This window comes from Pseudomonas sp. GW821-FHT03C07 (genome assembly GCF_059420925.1).
This window is the reverse complement of record NZ_JBWKUQ010000020.1, coordinates 1-18,819: the sequence shown is the minus strand read 5'-3', so window position 1 is coordinate 18,819 and position 18,819 is coordinate 1. Positions and strand designations below refer to the sequence as shown.

The following is an 18,819-nucleotide window of genomic DNA, read 5'->3' as shown; positions in this document are numbered from 1 at the left end:
GGGTGTCGAGATCCCGAGCAACCCGGGTGGGTGGCAAGCGGGCCGAGCAAAAAAAACGCTTGATCGGCATGGCGCCAGGCTATGTTCTCTCGGGCACGCCCGCATCTTCTACCATCACGCAGTTCCGGCCGTTCTGCTTAGCCTGATACAGAAGCTTGTCCGCCTTCTCGAATACCGCGGCGACGGATTCCCCCTCCGGTGTCCAGAGGGCAACGCCGAACGAAACCGTGATATGTCCGACGGTTTCGATGGTCGTGTGTTCGATCGAGGCCCGAAGCCGTTCGGCTACTTCGGCCGCCGACTTGAGTGAACTGTTCGGCAGCAGCAGAACAAACTCCTCACCGCCCACCCGGCAGGGCAAGTCGTTCTGTCGCGAGTTCTGTTTCATCAGGTCGGCGACGATTCGAAGGGTTTCATCGCCCACGCCATGGCCGAAGGTGTCGTTGACCCGCTTGAAGTGGTCGATGTCCAGGGAGACAACAGCGAATGATTGGCCTGTTTCCTCCCAGAGCGTCAGCGCATCTTGCATGGCCCGGCGATTGGCCAGGCCGGTGAGCGCATCGCTCTGGGCCTGTCGGTTCAGTCGGCCAATCTTCTCCTGTAGCAACCCGACGCTGAGCAGCAGTGCGCGGCGGATTTGCCAGGCCTCGTTGAAAAAGGCTGAAACTGCACTGATGCGCTTATAGCTTTCAGGCGCATCCAATCGTTTCGCATACCGGGCCAGCATGGACAGGGGGCTGGCAATCTTCGTCCCCGACCACCAGATGAGAATGAGCCCGAGCAATCCCACGGGCGCTATTCCCTGGCCGACCTTGGCCATCAGCTCATTCAGTGTGGCGAGGGTATTATTAAGCGGCTGTTGCGAAACGACGCCCCAGCCACTGCTGGAAACGGTTTCGAAGCCGGCAAGCATCTCGATGCCCTTGGCGTTGTGCGCCTGGAGGGTACCGCTCTTGTTTTGCAGGACGGCATCGACGATGGGGTCATCGCCCACTACGGCGCCGATGTTGTCGGGTTGAGGGTGATAGAGTACACGACGTGTCCTGTCGACCAGATAAACATGGGCACCGTCATGGCGAACATGTTGATCGACCAGGGTGTGCAAAGCGTTTTCCTGGTCGAGCCGCACGGTCCCGCCGATGAGCCCCAGGTATTCTCCCTTTGCCCCGAATACGGGATAAGAGATGAAGATCACCAGGTTGCCGGCGATGGACCTGAATGAGTTGCTGATCTTGGGGGCGCGGGTTTGCAGTGGCTCTTTGTCACGCAGCGCCTGACCACTGATGTTCAGATTTTCCGGCGCTGATGTCACGACCATGCCGGAGGCGTTTGCCACCAGGATGGAATTGAAACTGCTGTCCTGCTTCAGCAATCGCCGGGCTTCGTCACCCAGGCGTTCCTGCTCGTCAAAACCCTGGCCGATGACACTGGCGCTGTATTTGAGTTTGTCGATGTCGGAGCTGAGGACTTGCTCGATACCGACAGCGATTCTCGACGCATAATCCTTGTTGTTATTGAGTGCGTTGGTGATCAGTTCCTGCTTCTGAACCTTATAGATCACCCAGAAACTGTTGGCCAGGGTCGTGATTGCGGAGAGCAGCGCAATCAGCAGAATAAGAGTACGCAGGTTAAGTTTTGGCTTTGGCCGGGTGGGCATTTGATGGAATCCGGATCGACATGGGAATGCCTGTGGTGGCAATCAAGCAATGGGGCGGTTGGGATGCCTGGCGTACGCTGTCACGTAGTCGCCGGGGGGAGCGGAGCATCGTTGATGCTGTTTTGTTCAATTTTACCTTGAAAGGGCCTGGCAGCACAGGCACCCCACTGTGGAAGTGTCGACCGATTGCTCCCACAGGTGTTCAGGTTCCCGACAGACCCTTTGTCTTCAGCCGCGCCGCGTCAGCCCGGTTAGTGTATCGGCAATCGTCTTGGTCCGTCGTGACGTCCCCTCGGTCGTCTGGCTGGAGTCTTCCAGAGCGTTGAACAAGCCTCTGAGGGTGCCCACGGCCGTGGACTGATCTTCGATCTGCACCGCGACTTTCTGGATCTCGGACGACAGCCGATCGATATCCACGCCAATCTCCCCGGCATTCTTGCGGGTGATCTCCGCCAGTTTGCGCACTTCATCGGCCACCACGGCAAAGCCGCGGCCCATTTCACCGGCCCGAGCGGCTTCGATGGCCGCATTGAGGGCGAGCAGGTTGGTCTGGCCGGCGATCTGCTGGATCACCTGCACGATCGATTGGATGCGCAGGCTCGACTGCGCCAGCTCGCGGGCACCGCCGACTACCTCGTCGGCCTGGGTGGACAGGCCGTCGAAGGTTGAGCGCGCTTCGGCGGCGACGTCGTGTTGCTGGTCGATGGTGGTGGCCAGGTCGTCCATCGATAGGTGCAACTCCTGGGAATAGTGCTGCAGCTCGCTGGCGATCTGTTCCTGATGGCGGTTGGCCTGGTCGAGTGCGGCACCCAGGTCGGTCAGACCGTGGAACACCGGTTGCAGGTTTTCATCCAGGCCGCTCACATCCAGGGTGCTGACGAAGTTGTTGTTCTTGAAGGCTTCGATCTGCTTGACCAGCACATGGTTGAGGCCGACCAGCTTCTTGACCTGACGGCGCAGGAAGAAGGCCTTGAATTCGCCATAGTGGATCGGGAAGCGGTCGACGTAGTCATCCTCGAAACTGGCGCCGTGGGCGACGCGGAAGAAAAAGATCGCGGTCAGGGTCTGGTTGAGATTGAGCCCCAGAATCTCACCGAAGGTGGAAAAACCAATCAGCGGCACGTCGCCGAAGAGACCGGTCATGGACCCCAGTTCCGCGGTGTTGTTGAGCCGGCGCAGGATGCAGTCGTTGAGGATGCCGGCAATCGGCTGGCCGCCCTTGCCCTGCAGGAAACGTTGGTAGTCGGTGCGGGTGGCGTCGCGGATCGAGGTGCGTTTGACCATGATCAGTTCTTCGCCCGGCGCCACGTCGCAGAACAGGTGTACGAGGCCTTGCGCCGGATCGATGCGGGCGATGGAGCGGACGAACAATTCCTGGCCCACACGGATGGCGAAGGAGTAGTCGCTCAGGTGCTGCTCCAATGCCTGCGGTGCGCATTTGAAGGCGTCGGCCAGGGCCTGGACCATGGTCTTGATATTGCCTTGGGTGTCGATGACCTGGTGAATGGTGCGATCTTCCAGCGACGCGGTCAGGACGTTGAAGGTTAGTGTCGAGGGTTGGAAATTCTGGCTTTTGAACACGCCGAAACGAATGCCGGGCGGGCACTTGAGAAAGACGATCTGGGCGTGGTTCTCATAGCTGCGAGTGCCATCGTGGATCAGGGTTTTCTTGAAATCGCCCTTGCCGCCCGCCGAACCACCAACGAACAGGCAAGGGAAGCGACCGGATTCGTAAAGGGCTTCCATGAAGAAGGATTCGGACGCCGACAAACCGTCGAAAAGGATGTAGGCCAAGGTGTCACGCTGGTCGATACGGGTACGCAGTTGCACGCCTTTGAGGTTCTGCACCAGGCGGGCGATGCGCTCACGCATGCTGAGGCGTTTACCATCACCGCGGATGTCGCTGCACTCCAGGGAAACCATGGCAATTTCGGCGCTGGCGATCACGCCACGGTCAAACAACTGCAGCACGACCCGGTCCCAGCGTTCGCCGGTAGGGCAGTAGAGTTGGCTGTCGCTGCTGCAGAGTTCGCCGGAGGTGGTGCACAGGCTGATGACGCAGCCCGGGAAGCGCTGGCGCACCGTGCGGGCGATCTGGTCGAGGTCCAGGTGCGGCGACACGAAGCCGGAGATGAATACCGGCTCCAGGCGAATCGCCTGCAGCTTGGCCTGGAGTTCACTGGCGGTACTGTGCACGCTGAGGGTGCCTGGCGAAGAGGAGTGGGTCCGGTTGAACAAATGAGAGAGATTCATCAAGGACTACCTCAGGGTAAACCGCAGATTGTTATTGTGGATAACAGCGGTCCTTTGCCGTAGGGGGGCGCTTGCAGGGCTTGGCGATGCTGATTTGAGCGTTGCCTCGGCGCAACCCGTGCTGTTCAGCGTGATATCAATGTGATTTCGAGTTTTGATTTTGATCAATGAAACCGGTCAGGCTGACTTCGCCGACGGTTGTTGGTTGCACGACAATGCCCATCTGGCAGAGCAGAGAGGGGCAGGTTGCTTGCAACGAATCATGTAGTCTATGGGGGCAGAACGCTCCCAACATGCGTAGGCTACTCGTGCACGCTACATCGTCGTGACACACGGCCCTGATGGCTATCTGGTCAATATCGCCCGAGGCGGCGTTGTGGATACCGTTGCACTTCTCTCGGCACTGACAAACAGGGAAATCGCCGAGGCGCCCTGTCCTGACAGCGGTGATCGATCCGTAGTAGTCCTCAGCACCTTAAAGCTTGAACTGTGCTACCAGAACATTGAAGGCGACGGCCAGGCGCGACAGGTCCTGGCTGGAGGCGCTGGTCTGGTTGGCGCCAGCCGCGGTCTGGGTCGAAAGGTCCTGGATGTTCAGCAGATTGCGGTCCACCTCACGGGCGACCTGAGCCTGTTCTTCGGACGCTGAAGCAATCACCAGATTGCGCTCGTTGATGGTGACGACCCTGTCGCTAATTTTCTCCAGCGCCGCCCCGGCGCTCTGGGCCAGTTCCTGGGTGTTGGTGGCCAGCGACAGGCTCTTGCCCATGGCAGTGACGGCCCCATTAGCACCCGATTGCACGGTACTGATCATGCCTTCGATTTCTACGGTCGAGGCTTGGGTGCGGTGGGCGAGCGCGCGCACTTCATCGGCCACCACCGCAAACCCGCGCCCTTGTTCGCCAGCACGGGCGGCTTCGATGGCCGCATTGAGCGCCAGCAGGTTGGTCTGTTCGGCGATGCTGCGGATCACGTCCAGTACCTTGCTGACTTCCCGAATGTGCCCGGCCAGTTCGGTCACCGTCTCGGTCGACTCGGTGATCTCTTCCACCATGGTGCTGATGCCTATGAGCGTATGGTCGACCTGACTGCGGCCATGAGCGGCGTCTTCGGTCGCGGCTTTAGAGGCCTCGGAAGTCGACACGGCATTGCGTGCCACTTCCTCGACCGCCGCAGTCATTTCATTGACAGCGGTGGCCGCCTGCTGGATTTCGTCATTCTGCCGTGTCAGGCCACGGGTACTTTCCTCGGTCACCGCGCTCAGCTCTTCGGCGGCCGAGGCCAACTGATCCGAGGCGCTGGCGATCTCCTGAAGGGTGCGCTTCAAGCCTCCCTGCATGTCCGCCAAGGCATTGAGCAGTTGCCCCGCTTCATCGCCACGGGTAGTGGAAATGCTCTGGGTCAGATCGCCACTGGCAATGCGCTGGGCACTCGCGACCGCCACCGCCAGTGGGCGAGTGATCATGCGCGCAATCAGAATGCCCAGAGCAATGGCCACCAGAAAGGCGATCACGATCCCGACCAGCAGAGTCAGCCTGGAGTTGGCTTCGACTTCTTGCGCTTGCTCGGCACGTTCTTTGATCTGCCGATTGGTCGAATCGATCATAACCCGTAGGTACTCGCGGGAATGATTGAACACGTCAAGCGACAGCACGTGCAAGCGAGTGCGTGCCTGGGCAAGATCGCCAGCGTCTACCAGCTCAATGACCTTCTGGGTACCTGCCACATAAGCGGGCCACAGTGCTTCGTACTTGTCCCCCGCTGCTTGCTCATCAGCCTCCATAGGCGTGGCACGGTAGGTCGCGAAGGCCTTTTCCGCCCGAGCCAGATCCGTCGCCAGGCCCTGGCGAACACGCGTCTTGTCTGCTTCGGACACGTCGCCGGCCTGAGCGTCGAGCAACCGGTAGAGCCCGCGGTTGTGAGCGGTCAGGCTGAGCAGGGTCTCGCCGGTGTTGCTCGCTGAGACCAGGTTGTTGGAGATGGTCGACGACAGCACCGCGGACAAACGACTGATCCCCAGCATTCCCATCCCACCCACGGCCAGGGTGATCAGGGCGCAGATAGCGAATGAGGACAAAAGCTTGGTCGAGAATTTGAATTGATTCAGGATGTTCAAGTGGCAAACTCGATGGATGAAAGATGATGATCTCTGGGCTTAAACGATTCTTCACGACCTGATCAGGGTGATGTCAACGTAACATCATTTTGTCGGTGGCGCTCGCCGATTCCGACCCGGGTAGGCCGGTGTAGTGGGTATTTTCCGTCACCTTTCGAGGTCTGGTGGACGATGCCCTGCGTATATCCAGGCGACACCGGCCGGTCGGCAGATATTGCTGGCGCTGTCTGGGGCCAGCTCTTGCCCGGACGCCTGACGCAACGGGCCAGGAATCATGCGCTGATGGCAACGTTGGCGGCACTACGCGCCGTGGGACGAGGCGCTGATGTCGGAAAACGGTATCCGTCGTAACTGGTATTCCCATGCGGTGCCGTTGATGCCTGCGGGCGATCTGCAAAACAAGAAGGCAGTCCCCAAATGCATAAAATATTTGTGGCGTCAGGGGGGAGGCTCACACTTCTTTAGGTGCCAGGTAGGAGCAGACCAGGTGGACCAACTCTTTTTCAGCTCGGGGGATTGCAAGGTTCCTCTTCGGGCGCCGCTATGGATGCTGCACTTGCCCGATAGTGCAAAGGGAGTGCGCCTGCTCTGCGCCGATCCGGCGGCGCTGGAGGACGTGCTCGCCAGTGGCCAGAAAATTCGCGTGGTCCAGTACCCGACCTGGAGAGCGGTGGGCGTGACCCTGCGCTGTATGAGCAGCAGAATCGTGAAAATCTGGTGGACGAAGTCGCTCGCCAGGCCCATGGCCATGACCGGCAGCATGGTCAGCAACGAGGCCGCGCTGAAACTCAACGGGATATCCCCGCGAATTGCCGACAGCAAGGGCCCGACAGCGGCCATGGAAGGCCGCAGATTGAGGGCGACCAACACCACGCTGACCATCAACCAGGCGGCGTGGGTGCTTGAAGCTCGTACATTTTCCATGGGTGAGCCTGAGTTAACAAAGCTCTAATTGGGCCATCGCGGGTGGGTCGGTGCAATTTGATAAATACGGCAGGTTATCGAGAAATTAGGATTGGGCCTGTTCCAGGGCCGAGAGCTGCCCGGAGCGCGACTGAGTTTCGCCTGCTGCCAGATGGAGTTGACGGTAGGCGGCCACCAATTGATCAAGGCTGAACGCACGATTACGCCCACTGGGATTGGGCAGAATCCACACTGCGGCATTGCCAAAGGTCTGTGGCTGAAGCCCCCAACTGACATCGCGTTGACCGGATAACCCGCAGTACGCGGCCTTGCCGAGAAAGGCCACGAAGCGGGGCGCGTAACGGGCGATCTTGTGTTCAAAGTCCCTGGCGATAGCGGTGAATTCAGCAGGGGATAGCTGATCTGCGCGCGCCGTGGGCCGTTCAACCACGGCGGTCAGTCCACATCCATGCTGCAAGATTGCCCGATCATTTTCCGGGCGGATTTCCTCAGGGGTAAAACCGGCCAGATGCAGCGTGCGCCAGAAGCGATTGCTTCTTCCGGCAAAGTGATGCCCCTGGGCCGCCGCCATCAATCCCGGATTGATGCCGCAGAAAATCACAGCGAGGTCTTCACCAAGAATATCTTCGAGTCTTTCAGTCACCCCACACCTCGCGCGCCCGGCGGGTGCCGAGCACTTCATTCGAGCTCATCCGCAGATCACCTTGACCGCATTGCGTGCCAGCTCCGTCAACTCAGCACGGGACTTGCCCGCCCGGGCCCGTATCGAAAGGCTGTGCAGCAGGGATGAGGCGAGTACGGCAAGGGCGGCCGGGTTGGCGTCGCCTTTCAATTCACCGGAGGCGACGGCCAGGTGCAGTCGAGCTTCGAGATCGGCGTCGAGCTGGCTGAGGCGATCCGAAAGCAGGTCGCGTATTTCGGGGTCTTCGGCAGCCTCGGTGGTGGCCGTGCCGATCACAAAGCAGCCCCGTGGCTGACCGTCACCCGAGAAATAGATCGACAACTGCCCCTCGTAGAAACCCAGCAACGCCTCATGCAAGGTCAGCGTGCTGTCCATCAGCGCCTCGTGCACGGCGGCGGAGGCCTGCGCCCAATATTGCTCGAACGCCTTGATATAGAGGGCGTGCTTGTCGCCGAACGCCGCGTAAAGGCTTGGACGGTTCATGCCGGCCGCCGTGGCGATGCTGTCCAGCGATGCGCCGGCATAGCCGGTGCTCCAGAAAACCCCAAGCGCCTGCTGCAGCGCTGTCTGCGGGTCATACGCGCGGGGCCGGCCACGGCCTTTGCCTTCGGTGATTTTATTTTGTGCCATGATGTACAAAAATCCTTGAGAGAAGTCTTGTGTAGGGATATTCTTACATCATCGCACAAAATTAAGGAACCAGAAGTTCCTCAATCTCAGATTTGTTGTGGCGGAGCTCGAACCGGGTGGTGCTGCGATGAAACAGGTGCGCTGGGGCAACCCTCCAGGCGGCGCATGGACTGCTTTCTCACAGCCACCCCGATTTCCCGGTTAATAAGGTGCATTCGATCATGACTAAACCGTTCGACATCCCCGCTTCGCAGACCTTCGAGCACCCAGGGCCGAACCCGGCGGGCACGCCTGTCAGGAAACCGCTCAAAGAGCAATTACGACCTTTCCTGATGGTCGGTGTCCCGGTGCTTTTCGCGGCGGTCGGGTATGCCCGCTATCTGGCGGGCGAACCCTATGTCTCGACCGATAACGCTTATGCCCGGGTGGCGAAGGCCTCGGTCAACGCCCGGGTTTCCGGCCAGGTCGTGGAAATCGCCGTCGAAGACAACCAGCCGGTGCGCAAGGGCCAGGTGCTGTTTCGGATCAATCCGGAGCCGTTCCAGATCGCAGTCAACCGGGCTGAAGCCCAGTTGAGTGTGGCGCGGCTGCGTATCCAGGGACTCAAGGCCAGCTACCGCCAGCAACAGGCTGAGTTGCAATCGGCCAAGGAGTCGGCCGGCTTCGACCAGAAGGAGTTCACCCGCAAGCAGGCGTTGGTGGCGACCGAGTTTGTCTCGCGTTCTATTTATGAGCGCGCGGACACCGACCTTAAAGTGGCACGGCAACACGTGGCCTCTATCGAACAACAGATCGCCAGCACGGTGGTTGCGTTGAACGGCAATCCGGACATCGAAGTCGATAGTCACCCGGCGATTCGTGAGGCCAAGGCCCAGCTCGACGAGGCGCAGCTCTACCTCTCGTATGCGACGGTGTATGCGCCGGACGACGGTATCGTCGCCAAGGTCGACGATTTGCAGGTGGGCAACTATGTCAGCAACGGTACGCCGGCCTTTGCCTTGCTGTCTCGGCGGGTTTGGGTCGAGGCCAACTTCCGCGAAACGGAGGTGACCCATATGCATCCGGGCCAGGCCGCGACCATCCGTATCGATACCTATCCGGGCCACGCCTTCAAGGCCCACGTCATCAGCATGAGCCCGGGGGCCGGCGCGGACTTCGCTCTGTTGCCGCCAGAAAATGCCACCGGCAACTGGGTCAAGGTGGTCCAGCGGGTTCCGGTTCGACTCGAACTCGATCAAGCCGATCCGGATCTGCCGCTGTTCTCCGGCACCAGCGCCACGGTCAAGGTCGATACCGGGTATCGCTCGCCCTGGTGGCACCCGCTTGAGGCGTTGTTGACCGCGGGGACTGACCAATGAACGCCGACCTTGGAGAGAAGGGCGCGCGCGTGCTCAGGCTTGCCGCGCTGTTCGTGACCTATATGCAGTCTGCCAGCTTGCCGCTGCCGAATGCGATGCTCAGGTTTATCCAGGGCGCCGTGTCGATGAGCGACGACCAGGCAGGTTGGGTCTTCACTTCGTATCTGGCGGCGAGTGCGATCACCCTGCCGATGGCGCAGTGGTTGGCTGGCCGCTACGGCTTGAAAGTGGTGTATCAAGCCGCGATAGCCTGCTTCGTCCTCGGCTTGTTGCTCGCGACCCAGGCAACGACTCCGTTGCAGTTCGTCGGCGCACGGATTATCCAGGGCGCCGCGAGTGGGGTGTTGGCGCCGCTGTCGATGGCCATTGCCATGGAGACTTTACCGCCTGCACGGCGTGGGGCATTTGGCCCGACGTGGACGGCCATTGTGCTGCTGGGTATCGTCAGTGGCCCGAGTCTCGGTGGCTGGCTCGGTGAGCTTTACGGTTGGCGCTCGATCTTCTACATCAGCATTCCCTTGTCGGCCTTCATCTTCCTCGTGGTGACGCTTTTGCTGCAGGAGAAGAAGGCCGAGAAACGCCCGTCCTTTGACTTCTTCGGTTTTGGCAGTTTCACGTTGGGCATGATCGGGCTGCAAATGCTGCTCGATCGCGGTGAGCGCCTGGAGTGGTTTGCTTCAGTGGAAATCTGGCTGGAAGCCGTGGCCTGTGCACTGGGGTTGTACCTGTTCGTGGTGCATGCGCTGACCGCGAAGGTGCATTTCCTCAGCAAGGGCTTGTTCCGGGACCGCAACTTCGTGCTGTCGACCGTGATGTTTTTCGCGCTCGGTTTTGTGCTGTTGTCGACCATGGCACTGACCTCGCCGATGCTGGATGAACTGCTCGGCTTTCCACCTGAGATAACGGGCTATCTGACGATACCGCGCGGTGTCGGGCTGGTCGGTGCGTTCCTGCTGATGGGGCGTGTTTCCGAGCGCCTCGACCGCCGCCCTTTCGTGGCGGTGGGCATCGCCGTGGTGATCTATGCCAACTGGTTGATGCTCGGTTATTCGCCCTTGATGGACGTGTGGCCGGTGGCGCTGGCGGGTGCGCTCCAGGGTGCTGGGCTCGGGGTGTTGATGCCGGCGCTGAGCAAAGTGGCGTTCAGCACCCTGGATCCGAAGCTGCGCCCGGAAGGGACGGGGTTTTTCAATCTGGCCCGGGTCTACGGCAGCACGATCGGCGTCGCGGTGGTGCAGGCCTGTTTCTTCAATAACACGCAAGCAATGCACCTGGCGCTGGCGAGCCATCTGACCGCGTATCGCGTGGTGGCATCGACGTCATTGCCGGCACTGGGCGCACTTAACGAAATGATCACCGGCCAGGCGGCCTTCATCGCCATCATCGACCAATTCAAGATTTTGATGTGGGCGATGCTGGTGGTGAGTCCGCTGGTGGTGTTTCTTCGCAAACCCGTTCCGACCAACTAGTTTTCGTGGAGTCTGGCAAATGAAACCCAATGCATTCGTCCTCAACAGACACCGGTTCCCTACGACGGTCGGTGCGGTGTCGGCGGCCTTTTTTCTGTCCGCTTGTACTGTCGGGCCTGATTACAAGGCTCCCTCGCAAAGCCTGTCGCAACACTATGACCCACAGGCCGAGCAGGGGCTCGGCCAGGACGGCAACCGGCACATTGATCTGGGCAAGAAGATCAACGGTGAATGGTGGTCGGCCTTTCAATCACCGAAGCTCGACCAGGTTGTCCATCGGGCAATCGACGGCAATCTTGAATTGGTGGCGGCTGATGCCACCCTCCGGCAGGCGGCTTCGTCCGTGGTCGCGGCGGAGGGAGCCCTGTATCCGCGGGTCGATTTTGCCGGTCAGGCCGGTCGCCAACGGGTTCACACCGCCGCCGATCCATCGGTGGCCAATTTCTACAGCATCGGGCCGCAGGTCAGCTTCGACCTTGATGCGTTCGGCGGTAACAAGCGGCGGGTCGAACAACAGGCGGCCCTCGTCGATCTTCAGACGCATCGCTACGAGGCGGCGTACCTGGCCCTGACCGGCAATGTCGCCAGCCAGGCGCTGTTGGTTGCCTCGGCCAACGCGCAGATGGCCGCGGTCGGGAAACTGCTGGCCAATGACAGCCGAAATCTTGAATTGGTGCGCATGGCTCATCTCAATGGCAGCACCACGCAGATCGATGTTGCGCTGGCCGAGACGCGGCTGGCGCAGGATCGCACGCTGCTGCCGCCCCTGGCCCAGCAGCGTGATGCGGCACGCCATGCGCTGTCGATCCTGACCGGAAAAGGCCCTGCCGACTGGATCGCGCCTGACTTCGACCTGGCCGAATTTGTCTTGCCCTCCCGTGTGCCCGTCAGCTTGCCCTCGGAAATGGCCCACGACCGGCCCGATATCCTGCAAGCAGAAGCTGACTTGCACATGGCCAGCGCCGCCGTGGGCATCGCGACCGCGAACCTTTATCCCCATGTAGCGCTTTCCGCGTCGTTGGTGCAGGCGGCTTCCGGCAATGGCGGCGCGGCGCTCTGGGGCTTCGCGGCGGGACTGGCGGGGCCGATCTTCGATGGCGGAACGCTCAAGGCTGAACGCCAGGCGGCAGTCGATGGCTACAAGGCATCCCTCGCCGGCTACCAGCAGACGGTCATCCAGTCGTTCGGCCAGGTCGCTGACACGTTGCAGGCCATCAACCATGACGAGCAGGAAAATCTTGCCCAGGGGGATGCGCTACGCGCCGCCGAAACCAGCTTGCGCTTGAACCAGCAAGCCTACGCGCAAGGCGAGAACAGCGTGCTCCAAGTACTGGAGGCGGAACGTGCCTATCAGCAGGCGCTACTGGGACAGATCCGCGTGACGACCGCGCGCTATCTCGACACGGTGCGGTTGTTCGTGGCGCTCGGCGGCAATTCTGTCGGTGTGCTTGAGCAAAAAGTGGCTGCTCGCTAAGCGTGGCAAGCTGCGAATCTACAGGTAAGCCAGGTATTCGCGGGGCCTTCCAGGGTACTGGCCGGCCTCCCGGAATTTTATGAATGGTCACTGCCCTTGTTGTGGTCGTGGCCCAGGCAATGGAGTTAAAGACATGACCTATCACGATGCTCTTCGCGAGACCAGATTCCCCATTGTCCACGGAACCGGGGAGATGCCGGCCATTGGCTTCGGCACGCTGTTTCGAGACCTCTCGGTCACCACGCAAGCGGTCAAGGCCGCATTGGAAGCCGGTGTCCGTCATTTCGATTGTGCGGAGCGCTATCGCAACGAGGAGAGCGTCGGCATTGCGCTACAGGAAGTTTTTCAGGTTGGCGGTATTCGGCGGGAAGAGGTGTTCCTCACCACCAAACTGTGGAATACCAACCATCGTCCCGAGCGCGTCGAACCGGCTTTTGCAGCCAGTTGCCGCCGACTTCAAGTCGATTACATCGATTGTTATCTGATCCATACGCCGTTTGCCTTTCAGCCCGGCGATGACCAGGACCCGAGAGATTTTCAGGGGCATGTCATCTACGACTCGGGCGTCACCTTGATTGAGACCTGGAGGGCGCTTGAGCGCCTGGTGGATGACGGCCGATGCAGGTCCATCGGTTTGTCTGATATCACCTTGGAAGCCTTGAAAGAGCTGGTGGCCGTGGCGCGGATAAAACCTGCCGTCGTGCAGGTTGAATCCCACCCTTATTTACCTGAATGGGAGCTGCTCGAGTTTTGCCAGCAGCACGGGATTATCCTCCTGGCGTTTGCACCGCTTGGACATGGCATGGAACCTAACGTGTTGGAAGAGCCGGTGATTACCGGGATCGCCCAGCGCCTGCAGAAAACCCCGGCGCAGGTGGCGTTGGCCTGGGCGGTACAGCGCGGAGTGGCTTTTCTGACTACCTGCTCAACACCGAGCCATATCCGGGAGAACCTTGATATTTCCACCTTGCCACACCGGGCCATGGCTGAAATTCGCGACGATATCACCACCCGGATACGCTTCAATTCGGTTGTGGAAACCGGAGTGCCCGGGTTTATTCCACGGAAGAAATAGCGCCTGGGCGAGGGCGGCTTCGGCCGGGCCGCCCTTTTTTGCGCGAGCAACGCTTCGGGGCGGGCCTATAGTGTTTTTACTGATTTCCTGAGGTGGAAACGATGGACGTGTTTCAGACCATGCGTTTTTTCACGGCGGTTGCTCAGAGTGGCAGTTTTACCGCGGCCGCCGATCTCCTGAACAGCACCACCGCCAATGTCTCCAAAGCGGTCTCCAGTCTTGAGGCCAGACTGCAAACCCGCCTGATCAACCGGACGACCCGACGCCTGGCCCTGACCGAGGCCGGTCTGCGGTATTTGCAGCGTTGCGAGAAAATCCTCGATGAGGTGCGTGAAGCGGAGGATGAGGCCGGTACCGCGCAAGTCATGCCGGCGGGCAGGCTCAAGATTCACGCCATGTCGGCCATTGGCAATCATTACGTGATCCAGGCCATTGCCAGGTATCGGGAGACGCATCCTTCGGTGATGTTCGATCTGGTCCTGACCAATCGGCTGCCCGACTTGCTGGAGGAGGGTTATGACATGTCGATTGTACTGGCGCGGGATCTGCCCGATTCGGGGTTTGTCGCGCAGCGGCTCGGGAGCACCTTCAGCATTCTTTGCGCTTCGCCAGCCTACCTGGAAAAACGTGGATACCCGGCTTCCCCGGGGGATCTTTGTTCGCACGATTGCCTGAGAATCGTCAACACGGTGATGCCGGTTGAGAACTGGATATTCGAGGGGCCCGAAGGCCTGGAGAGCGTCAATACCCCATTGTCTCCCTTGCACATCAATACCGCCGATGGCATGACCGTGGCGATAAAAAGTGGAATGGGGATCGGGATACAACCTATTGCTTCGGCCGTCGAGGGACTCAGGGCCGGGACATTGCTGCGGGTACTGCCCAACTATCATCTTGAAGAGTTGAATCTGTTTGCAATCTACCCCTCTCGGAAATTCGTCGATGCCAAGATAAAGACCTGGGTGGAGTTTCTTAAACGTGCGATTCCGGATTTGCTGGCGTCCAACAAGGAAGTTGTCGGTTCACAATAACGGTAAGGGCTTTTTGAACGGGTCTGATCGTGCGGGGAAGGAGTGTCGACCCTCCATCGTCCACAAAAGCACTCAGCCGTTCGAGCAGCCGCTGCCCATCACTTGGTATTGCAGGATGTGGCGTTGACCCTTGGAGTCTTCATAGGTCATCTGCACTGGGACCGGCGCGCATTGATCGGCGGCGTCGGTAATGGCGATGACTTTTTCGATATCGGGTTTCATGTCGGATGTGTAGGTTTCGACCGCGAGCTTGCCGGTGGCTGCCGTCGACTGTCCGTCGTCGGCAAAGGCTTGTGCAGCTGCACTGCCAAGAACCAGGATCAGTGCAATTTTCGAGAATTTCATCATGTTCACCGTATCGTCTGGGTGTTTGGCTCCATGACCGAAAGGGTCATAAAGTCCATATCGGATTTCCGAGTGTTTACCCGCTGAGTCGTTGCTGAGTGCATTGGCTTACCGGGTAGAAACGATACTAGGCGCTTGCGATTCCCTCATATAGCGGCCCGCTGGACAAACACTCTTGCCGGATTTCACATCAATCGCGGGCAACCGGCAGAAACAACAACGGCCCCAAATCAGGGGCCGTTGTTGTTTCGCCAGTCCATGGCGTCGAGCTTGTTTACTCGGCACTTCGCTCATGATGGCTGGAGACGAATTGCTTGAAACGTTCGGTGGGCAAGCCTTCGAACAGTTCCGTTGGCGTGCCCTGGACATCGATCAGACCGCCGTGCATGAACACCACCCGGTTTGACACGTGGCGGGCAAAGCCCATTTCGTGGGTGACCACCAGCATGGTGCGACCTTCCTCGGCCAGGGAGCGCATCACCCGCAACACTTCACCGACCAGTTCCGGGTCAAGGGCCGAGGTCGGTTCGTCGAACAGCATGACCTGGGGGTTCATCGCCAGCGCACGGGCGATCGCCACGCGCTGTTGCTGACCACCGGACAGGTGCGCCGGGTAATAGTCGCGACGATCGTACAGGCCGACCTTGTGCAGCAGCGCCTCGGCTTCCTCGACGCACTCGGCACGGGAACGCTTGAGCACCCGCATCGGGCCTTCAATGACGTTTTGCAGCACGGTCATGTGCGACCAGAGGTTGAAGCTCTGGAACACCATGCCCAGGCAGCTGCGCATGCGCTCGACCTGGCGGGCGTTGCTTGGGGTCTGGCGACCGTCGGTGTGCTGCTTCATTTCGATCATTTCACCATTGACGGTGATGATGCCTTGATCGGGAGTTTCCAGCAGGTTGATGCAGCGCAGAAAGGTACTTTTACCGGATCCGCTGGCGCCGAGGATCGAGATCACGTCGCCCTTGTGGGCGTCCAGGGAAATGCCCTTGAGAACATGGGCGCTGCCGAAGGACTTCTGAATATTAGTCACCGACAGGGCTGAGGCGGACTGAGTGCTCATGGCAGGCTCCGTATCAAATCAGGAATGGGTAGGCGAAGGAATGGCTTTTTTGATCGGGTCAACTGGCCGCTCACGCAGGTGCGGCGAGAGGCGATACTCGAGCCAGGCGACGGCGCGAACCACCAGGAAATTCAGCACCAGGTAGATCATGGCCGCGCAAATGAACACTTCCATGGTGCGGTAGGTGCGCTGGATGATCTGTTGCGCGACGCCGGTCACGTCCCAGACCGTCACCAGGCTGGCCAGCGCCGTGGACTTGACCAGCAAAATGGCTTCGGTGGAGTAGGCTGGCAGGGCCTGGCGCAGGGTGACCGGCGCAATGATCCGGCGCAGCAGTTCCCACGGCGACATGCCCACGGCCTTGCCAGCCTCGATCTGTCCCTGGGGGACGCTGAGCAGCCCACCACGAATGATTTCAGCGGTATAACCGGCGGTACACAAGGCCAGCGAAACCACCGCGCAGCCATAGGGCGACTTGAGCAGGACCCAGGCGAAGCTGTCGCGGATGGCCGGGAACTGACCCAGCCCGTAGTAGATCAGGAACATTTGAATCAGCAGCGGGGTGCCGCGAAACAACATGATGTAGAAGCGCGCCGGATAGCTGAAAAACCACCAGCGGCTGACCCGCAGGCTGACAATGCCGACGGACAGGGTAAGGCCGATCACCAATGAGCAGAAAAACAGCGTCAGCGTTGTCGGCAACGCGGCCAACAGCTTGAGCATGGTGTCAGCGAGGAACGGAAAATCGATCATAAATAGCCCTCTCGACTCGAACTAGACTGGGCTGCGCTGCCGCGTGCGACGCACGCGAGCCTCGGCCATGTTGAAAAGCCGACCGGACAGGCCAGTGAGCACGAGGTAGACGATGCCGCCGATGATGTAGAAGGTGAAATATTGCCGAGTCGACCCGGCTGCGACCTGACTGGCGCGCATCAATTCCACCAGGCCGATCACTGAAATCAGGGCGGAGTCTTTCAGGCTCATTTGCCAGACATTGCCCAGCCCGGGTAGTGCAAAGCGCAGCACCTGGGGCACCAGGATCCGTTTGAAGCGCATGGCCCGGGTCATGCCGATGGCCAGCCCGGCTTCCAGTTCACCCTTCGAAACCGCGAGAAAAGCGCCACGGTAGACTTCCGCCTGGTAGGAGCCGGAAATCAGCCCGACCGCCAACGCACCGACGAGAAAAGGCGGCACGTCGATATAGCCTTCGCCACCGAACCAGTGGCCAACCGCGGTGACCACACTGGCACCGCCAAAGTAGAACAGGTAGATCACCAGTAGTTCAGGGATACCCCTGAACAGAATCGAATACAGGTCCCCGAGCCAGCGCAGGCCGCGCTGACGGGATAGCTTGGCCGCCGCGACCAGGCTGCCAAATACCGCACCCACCAGCAGCGCCGCCAGGGTCAATACCACGGTCATGCCCGCTGCCTTGAGCAGCGCCATTCCCCAGCCTGAGTCACCAAAACTGAGTAGCTGCAAGAGGTTCATAGAAGGTCCCACTTATGATGAAAGTTCAAGCAACCCGGCAACCTTTACGTTGCCGGGCCATTCAAGATCATTGCTTAGGGGTAAGGTCTGCCTTGAACCATTTTTCGCTCAGTTTCTTGATCGTGCCGTCAGCCATGGCTTCCTTGAGTGCTGCGTCGAACTTGGCCTTGAGCTCAGGGTCCTTCTGGCGGAAGCCCAGTGCTTCGCCTTCACCCCAGATCGGGCCTTTGATGACCGGACCGGTAAAGGCCAGTGGTTTGTTCTCTGGCTTGTCCATGACCGAATTGAAGAAGGTCACGTCGTCGAATGCCACGTCGATGCGGCCGGCCAACAGGTCGAGAATGGCTTCGGCTGAGCTGCCGTATTCACGAATGGTCGCTACGTCCTTGAAGTTTTCATCAATGAACGACGTGTAGATGGTGCCGGAGGCGATACCGATGGTTTTGCCTTTGAGGGCTTTGCGCAGGCCTTCAACGCCGGCGCGGACTTCCTTGGCGTCGGTGCCCAGGGTGATGGCGGCGGCGTCACCGGTTTTGCCCGGCAGCAGATCGGCTTTCAACGAGACGAAGCTGGCCGGGGTCTGGGCGTAAGGTGTCGAGAAGGCCATGACCTTCTGGCGTTCCTCGTTGATGACGATGGCATCCATCAGTACGTCAAACTTGCCGGCATTGAGGCTGGCGATCATCCCGTCCCAGTTCTGGACGACGACGTTGCACTTGAGCTTCATGCGCGGACAGATGATATCCATCAGCTCCGGTTCGAAGCCGCCGATCTTGCCACCTGGAAGCGTCAGGTTCCACGGTTCGTAGGCACCCTCTGTGGCAATATTGACCGAAGTCCATTCCTTGGCCTGCAGTGCCGGAGCACAGGCCAGAACCATTGCACTGAGCGCTACAGAACCCAACCAGCTTGATTTCTTCGACATCTTGATAACTTCCGCCTAATCAATGGAGTGTTGCGAACTGATCCGGCTCAGGCCGAATCTCCAATGCTTGTCCGCACGCGCGGACAAGACAAAACCCTAAAACCCAACCTGCCAGTTAAACCGGTTAATTCGCACCCATAATGGTTTTAGCCCGGACGGCTGCCCCATCTCCATGTGCCCTGACCGACAGATCAACCAGTGATCATCGGCAGGTTCAAGCCTTGCTCTTTGGCGCAGTCGATGGCGATCTGATAACCGGCATCGGCGTGACGCATGACCCCAGTGGCCGGGTCGTTGTGCAGGACGCGGGCGATACGCTCGGC

The 18,819-nt window shown here is 59.8% G+C and carries 15 protein-coding genes and 6 pseudogenes; 7 read left to right on the top strand and 14 right to left on the bottom strand.

Annotation, left to right across the window (positions count from 1 at the left end):
* Positions 1-79 precede the first annotated feature (79 nt).
* The 3 genes and pseudogenes from AC07VG_RS27520 to AC07VG_RS27510 all read right to left on the bottom strand — a co-directional run.
* Positions 80-1,657 (bottom strand): sensor domain-containing diguanylate cyclase, encoded by a 1,578-nt coding sequence (locus tag AC07VG_RS27520; protein WP_495003221.1) that lies wholly within the window; start codon positions 1,655-1,657, stop codon positions 80-82.
* 228 nt (positions 1,658-1,885) lie between these two features.
* Positions 1,886-2,383, bottom strand: coding sequence for a methyl-accepting chemotaxis protein (locus tag AC07VG_RS27515; protein ID WP_495003235.1), 498 nt, complete (start codon positions 2,381-2,383; stop codon positions 1,886-1,888).
* A gap of 372 nt (positions 2,384-2,755) precedes the next feature.
* Positions 2,756-3,910, bottom strand: a pseudogene (locus AC07VG_RS27510) (FIST signal transduction protein); the annotation flags it as partial.
* 334 nt (positions 3,911-4,244) lie between these two features.
* Between AC07VG_RS27510 and AC07VG_RS27505 the strand changes: the two are divergent.
* Positions 4,245-4,340, top strand: a pseudogene (locus AC07VG_RS27505) (NAD(P)-dependent oxidoreductase); the annotation flags it as partial.
* 45 nt (positions 4,341-4,385) lie between these two features.
* Here AC07VG_RS27505 and AC07VG_RS27500 read toward each other — a convergent pair.
* Positions 4,386-4,985: pseudogene (locus tag AC07VG_RS27500) on the bottom strand (methyl-accepting chemotaxis protein); the annotation flags it as partial.
* A gap of 258 nt (positions 4,986-5,243) precedes the next feature.
* Positions 5,244-6,026: pseudogene (locus tag AC07VG_RS27495) on the bottom strand (MCP four helix bundle domain-containing protein); the annotation flags it as partial.
* Between the two features lie 547 nt (positions 6,027-6,573).
* On the opposite strand from AC07VG_RS27495, the pseudogene AC07VG_RS27490 reads away from it, so the two are divergent.
* Positions 6,574-6,767 (top strand): annotated as a pseudogene (locus AC07VG_RS27490) (hypothetical protein); the annotation flags it as partial.
* Here the strand turns inward: AC07VG_RS27490 and AC07VG_RS27485 are convergent.
* The 3 genes and pseudogenes from AC07VG_RS27485 to AC07VG_RS27475 all read right to left on the bottom strand — a co-directional run.
* Positions 6,750-6,950: pseudogene (locus AC07VG_RS27485) on the bottom strand (MFS transporter); the annotation flags it as partial. The pseudogenes AC07VG_RS27490 and AC07VG_RS27485 overlap by 18 nt on opposite strands.
* An 85-nt stretch (positions 6,951-7,035) precedes the next feature.
* Positions 7,036-7,593, bottom strand: coding sequence for a G/U mismatch-specific DNA glycosylase (gene mug / locus AC07VG_RS27480; protein WP_495003237.1), 558 nt, complete (start codon positions 7,591-7,593; stop codon positions 7,036-7,038).
* Positions 7,594-7,638: 45 nt separating this feature from the next.
* Positions 7,639-8,262, bottom strand: coding sequence for a TetR/AcrR family transcriptional regulator (locus AC07VG_RS27475; RefSeq protein WP_495003222.1), 624 nt, complete (start codon positions 8,260-8,262; stop codon positions 7,639-7,641).
* Positions 8,263-8,483: 221 nt separating this feature from the next.
* On the opposite strand from AC07VG_RS27475, the gene AC07VG_RS27470 reads away from it, so the two are divergent.
* The 5 genes from AC07VG_RS27470 (at position 8,484) to AC07VG_RS27450 (ending at position 14,669) form a co-directional block, all read left to right on the top strand.
* Positions 8,484-9,620, top strand: coding sequence for an HlyD family secretion protein (locus AC07VG_RS27470; protein WP_495003223.1), 1,137 nt, complete (start codon positions 8,484-8,486; stop codon positions 9,618-9,620).
* Positions 9,617-11,089: a DHA2 family efflux MFS transporter permease subunit gene (locus AC07VG_RS27465; protein WP_495003224.1), complete on the top strand. Its 1,473-nt coding sequence runs from the start codon at positions 9,617-9,619 to the stop codon at positions 11,087-11,089. Before AC07VG_RS27470 ends, AC07VG_RS27465 begins: the two co-directional genes overlap by 4 nt.
* A 19-nt stretch (positions 11,090-11,108) precedes the next feature.
* Positions 11,109-12,563, top strand: a complete 1,455-nt coding sequence (locus AC07VG_RS27460) for an efflux transporter outer membrane subunit (protein WP_495003225.1) — start codon at positions 11,109-11,111, stop codon at positions 12,561-12,563.
* A gap of 133 nt (positions 12,564-12,696) precedes the next feature.
* A complete protein-coding gene (locus AC07VG_RS27455; RefSeq protein ID WP_495003226.1) occupies positions 12,697-13,638 on the top strand; it encodes an aldo/keto reductase in 942 nt (313 codons plus the stop codon).
* A 101-nt stretch (positions 13,639-13,739) separates the two neighbouring features.
* Positions 13,740-14,669 carry a LysR family transcriptional regulator gene (locus AC07VG_RS27450; RefSeq protein ID WP_495003227.1) on the top strand — a complete coding sequence of 310 codons (930 nt, stop codon included), beginning with the start codon at positions 13,740-13,742 and terminating at the stop codon, positions 14,667-14,669.
* 72 nt (positions 14,670-14,741) lie between these two features.
* Here the strand turns inward: AC07VG_RS27450 and AC07VG_RS27445 are convergent, their stop codons facing one another.
* The 6 genes from AC07VG_RS27445 to AC07VG_RS27420 all read right to left on the bottom strand — a co-directional run.
* The gene (locus tag AC07VG_RS27445) at positions 14,742-15,014 is read right to left on the bottom strand and encodes a DUF2790 domain-containing protein (protein WP_495003238.1); all 273 of its coding nucleotides are present in this window, start codon (positions 15,012-15,014) and stop codon (positions 14,742-14,744) included.
* Positions 15,015-15,288: 274 nt separating this feature from the next.
* A complete protein-coding gene (locus AC07VG_RS27440) occupies positions 15,289-16,080 on the bottom strand; it encodes an ABC transporter ATP-binding protein (protein WP_495003228.1) in 792 nt (263 codons plus the stop codon).
* An 18-nt stretch (positions 16,081-16,098) separates the two neighbouring features.
* Positions 16,099-16,833, bottom strand: coding sequence for an ABC transporter permease (locus AC07VG_RS27435; RefSeq protein ID WP_495003229.1), 735 nt, complete (start codon positions 16,831-16,833; stop codon positions 16,099-16,101).
* Positions 16,834-16,854: 21 nt separating this feature from the next.
* The gene (locus tag AC07VG_RS27430; protein ID WP_248797334.1) at positions 16,855-17,571 is read right to left on the bottom strand and encodes an ABC transporter permease; all 717 of its coding nucleotides are present in this window, start codon (positions 17,569-17,571) and stop codon (positions 16,855-16,857) included.
* Between the two features lie 67 nt (positions 17,572-17,638).
* Positions 17,639-18,496, bottom strand: coding sequence for a transporter substrate-binding domain-containing protein (locus AC07VG_RS27425; RefSeq protein WP_495003230.1), 858 nt, complete (start codon positions 18,494-18,496; stop codon positions 17,639-17,641).
* 191 nt (positions 18,497-18,687) lie between these two features.
* Positions 18,688-18,819 (bottom strand): hypothetical protein (locus AC07VG_RS27420; RefSeq protein WP_495022259.1); only part of this gene is annotated, 132 nt, incomplete at its 5' end.